This window comes from Streptomyces bobili (assembly GCF_002154575.1).
Classification (GTDB): domain Bacteria; phylum Actinomycetota; class Actinomycetes; order Streptomycetales; family Streptomycetaceae; genus Streptomyces; species Streptomyces bobili.
In genome coordinates, this window is record NZ_MUBA01000055.1 from 1 (window position 1) to 2,803 (window position 2,803).

Genomic DNA, 2,803 nt, shown 5'->3' on the forward strand with positions numbered 1-2,803 from the left:
GACGACCGCGGTGACCGCGGTGGCGACCGCGGCGGTGACCGGGGTGGCTTCAACCGTGACCGTGACGACCGCGGTGGCCGTTCCTTCGAGCGCCGTGACGACCGGGGCGGCTTCCGCGCCGGTGGCGAGCGCGGTGGGCACCGGGGCAGCGACCGTCCGTTCAACCGTGACCGCCGCGACGACCGTCCGGGCACCGGTTTCCGCTCCGGCGGCCACGAGCGTCCGGCCGCCCGCCGCGACGACCACCGTGGCACCGGCACCGGCACCGGTGGTGGCGGCTCCTTCGGGCGTCGCGACGACAAGCCGCGCTGGAAGCGCAACGGCTGACGCCGACTGAGTAGCCGGCTCCGGCTGCTTCTGTAGCTCGCACCGGGAAGGGCCCGTACGACTTCGGTCGTACGGGCCCTTCTTCGTGTCTGGGTCCTCTCAAGGGTTCTTTCTGGCCAAGTTGTGACGTGTGTCACGACCCTGGCGAGGGAATTGCTGGGGGCATGACAGATGACGGCAAGGCGACTGGGCTCTCGGACGAGGAACGGCTGGCCCAGCTCGGATACACGCAGGTTCTCGCACGCCGTATGTCGGCGTTCTCCAACTACGCGGTCTCCTTCACGATCATCTCGGTCCTGTCGGGCTGCCTGACGCTCTATCTGTTCGGCATGAACACCGGCGGGCCCGCCGTGATCACCTGGGGCTGGGTCGTGGTCGGCCTGATGACCCTGTTCGTCGGGCTGTCGATGGCCGAGATCTGCTCGGCCTATCCCACGTCGGCCGGCCTGTACTTCTGGGCCCACCGGCTGGCGCCGCCCCGCACCGCCGCCGCCTGGGCCTGGTTCACGGGCTGGTTCAACGTGCTCGGCCAGGTCGCCGTGACGGCCGGCATCGACTTCGGTGCCGCGTCCTTCCTCGGCGCCTACCTCAATCTCCAGTTCGACTTCGAGGTCACGCCGGGCCGCACGATCCTGCTGTTCGCGGGGATCCTGGTGCTGCACGGTCTGCTCAACACCTTCGGGGTGCGGATCGTCGCACTCCTCAACAGCGTGAGCGTGTGGTGGCACGTCCTCGGCGTCGCCGTCATCGTCGGCGCGCTGACCTTCGTACCGGACGACCACCAGTCGGCGTCCTTCGTCTTCGGCGAGTTCGTGAACAACACCGGCTGGGGCAGCGGCGTCTACGTCGTCGCCCTCGGCCTGCTGATGGCCCAGTACACCTTCACCGGCTACGACGCCTCCGCCCACATGACCGAGGAGACGCACGACGCGTCCACCGCCGGCCCCCAAGGCATCGTGCGGTCCATCTGGACCTCGTGGATCGCCGGCTTCGTCCTCCTCCTCGGCTTCACCTTCGCCATCCAGTCCTACGACGGCGCCCTCGGCTCCCCGACCGGCGCACCGCCCGCCCAGATCCTCCTCGACGCGCTCGGCGCCACGGCCGGCAAACTGCTGCTGCTCGTCGTGATCGGCGCCCAGCTGTTCTGCGGAATGGCGTCCGTCACCGCCAACAGCCGCATGATCTACGCCTTCTCCCGCGACGGCGCTCTGCCCTTCTCGCACCTCTGGCGCACCGTCAGCCCCCGCACCCGCACGCCCGTCGCGGCGGTCTGGCTCGCGGCCGGTGGCGCGCTGCTCCTGGGCCTGCCCTACCTGATCAACGTCACGGCCTACGCGGCCGTCACCTCCATCGCGGTCATCGGCCTCTACATCGCCTACGTCATCCCGACCCTGCTGCGACTGCGCAAGGGCGACGACTTCGCCCGCGGCCCCTGGCATCTGGGCCGCTGGTCCCGGGCCATCGGCGTGGTCTCCGTCATCTGGGTGGGCGTCATCACCGTCCTGTTCATGCTCCCCCAGGTCTCCCCGGTGACCTCCGAGACCTTCAACTACGCCCCGGTCGCCGTCCTGGCCGTCCTCGGCTTCGCCGCCGTCTGGTGGTTCGCCTCGGCCCGCCACTGGTTCCTCCGGCCCGAGAGCGAGGGGCTCGTCCCCGCCCCGGCGGCGGGCCCGGAAGCGGAGGTGACGGCCGAAACCGTTGATCCGTGACCGATCTTCGCCACCCGGCACGGCCGTGTCCCCGATACCCGATCGGCGACACGGCCACGTCCCGCTATGCTCGGGGAGGCAACATCGCCTGGGCCCTTAGCTCAATTGGCAGAGCAGTGGACTTTTAATCCATTGGTTGTGGGTTCGAGTCCCACAGGGCCTACGGAAGAGCCCCCGCGTCAGAGTGTTCTGAGGCGGGGGCTCCTGCGTTTTCAGGGGGCGTCGCGGGGCGGCTGCTCGACGACGAACGAGCCCTTGCCTCGCACGGTGACGATCAGCCCGCGCTCGCGGAGTTCCTGTGCGGCACGTCGTGCGGTGAGCCTTGCCACGCCGTACTCGTCGGCGAGGTGGTTCTCCGAGGGGATGGGCCTGTCCGGCGCCAGTTCCCCGGACCCGATCTTCGCGGCGATGACGTCGGCCAGCTGAACATAGAGCGGCCTGGCACTCATGGGGTCCAGAGTGGCTTTCGGCTCTTCCGTATCGCTCATATGTCCAACGTAGAGCGGTGGCCATCTGCACGATCGTGTGGATCCCTCTGTACTTGTATGTAGAGGTCTGCATCCCGGTGTAGCTTCGGAGACGCAAAGACCCCGGCGAGGTGGCTAGACCTCCCGGGGCACGGCCAACGCTTACTAAGGAGCGTCGACATGCACGACCCTATCCGTCGCACCCTCGAATGGCTGCGTCTCCTCTTCGCCCCGGGTACGGGCAAACGGCGTCGCTCCCACGGGCGCCCCTGTCCCCGCCCCCACCTCACCGGCGTACGC

At 68.9% G+C, this 2,803-nt stretch carries 2 protein-coding genes, 1 tRNA gene and 1 pseudogene; 3 read left to right on the forward strand and 1 reads right to left on the reverse strand.

Annotated elements, in window-relative coordinates; genetic code table 11:
• The 3 genes and pseudogenes from BZL64_RS04980 to BZL64_RS04990 all read left to right on the forward strand — a co-directional run.
• Positions 1-327: pseudogene (locus BZL64_RS04980) on the forward strand (DEAD/DEAH box helicase); the annotation flags it as partial.
• A 164-nt stretch (positions 328-491) separates the two neighbouring features.
• Positions 492-2,036 carry an amino acid permease gene (locus tag BZL64_RS04985; RefSeq protein ID WP_244205194.1) on the forward strand — a complete coding sequence of 515 codons (1,545 nt, stop codon included), beginning with the start codon at positions 492-494 and terminating at the stop codon, positions 2,034-2,036.
• A gap of 90 nt (positions 2,037-2,126) precedes the next feature.
• Positions 2,127-2,199: transfer RNA gene (locus BZL64_RS04990), tRNA-Lys, on the forward strand.
• A 49-nt stretch (positions 2,200-2,248) separates the two neighbouring features.
• On the opposite strand, the gene BZL64_RS04995 is transcribed toward BZL64_RS04990, so the two are convergent.
• Entirely contained in the window at positions 2,249-2,485 is a 237-nt protein-coding gene (locus BZL64_RS04995) for a GntR family transcriptional regulator (protein WP_086766554.1), read from the reverse strand.
• Positions 2,486-2,803 lie beyond the last annotated feature (318 nt).

Coding starts and splice junctions, on each gene's coding strand:
- BZL64_RS04985 (WP_244205194.1), top strand. CDS start 492: ATGACAGATGACGGCAAGGCGACTGGGCTCTCGGACGAGGAACGGCTG.
- BZL64_RS04995 (WP_086766554.1), bottom strand. CDS start 2,485: ATGAGTGCCAGGCCGCTCTATGTTCAGCTGGCCGACGTCATCGCCGCG.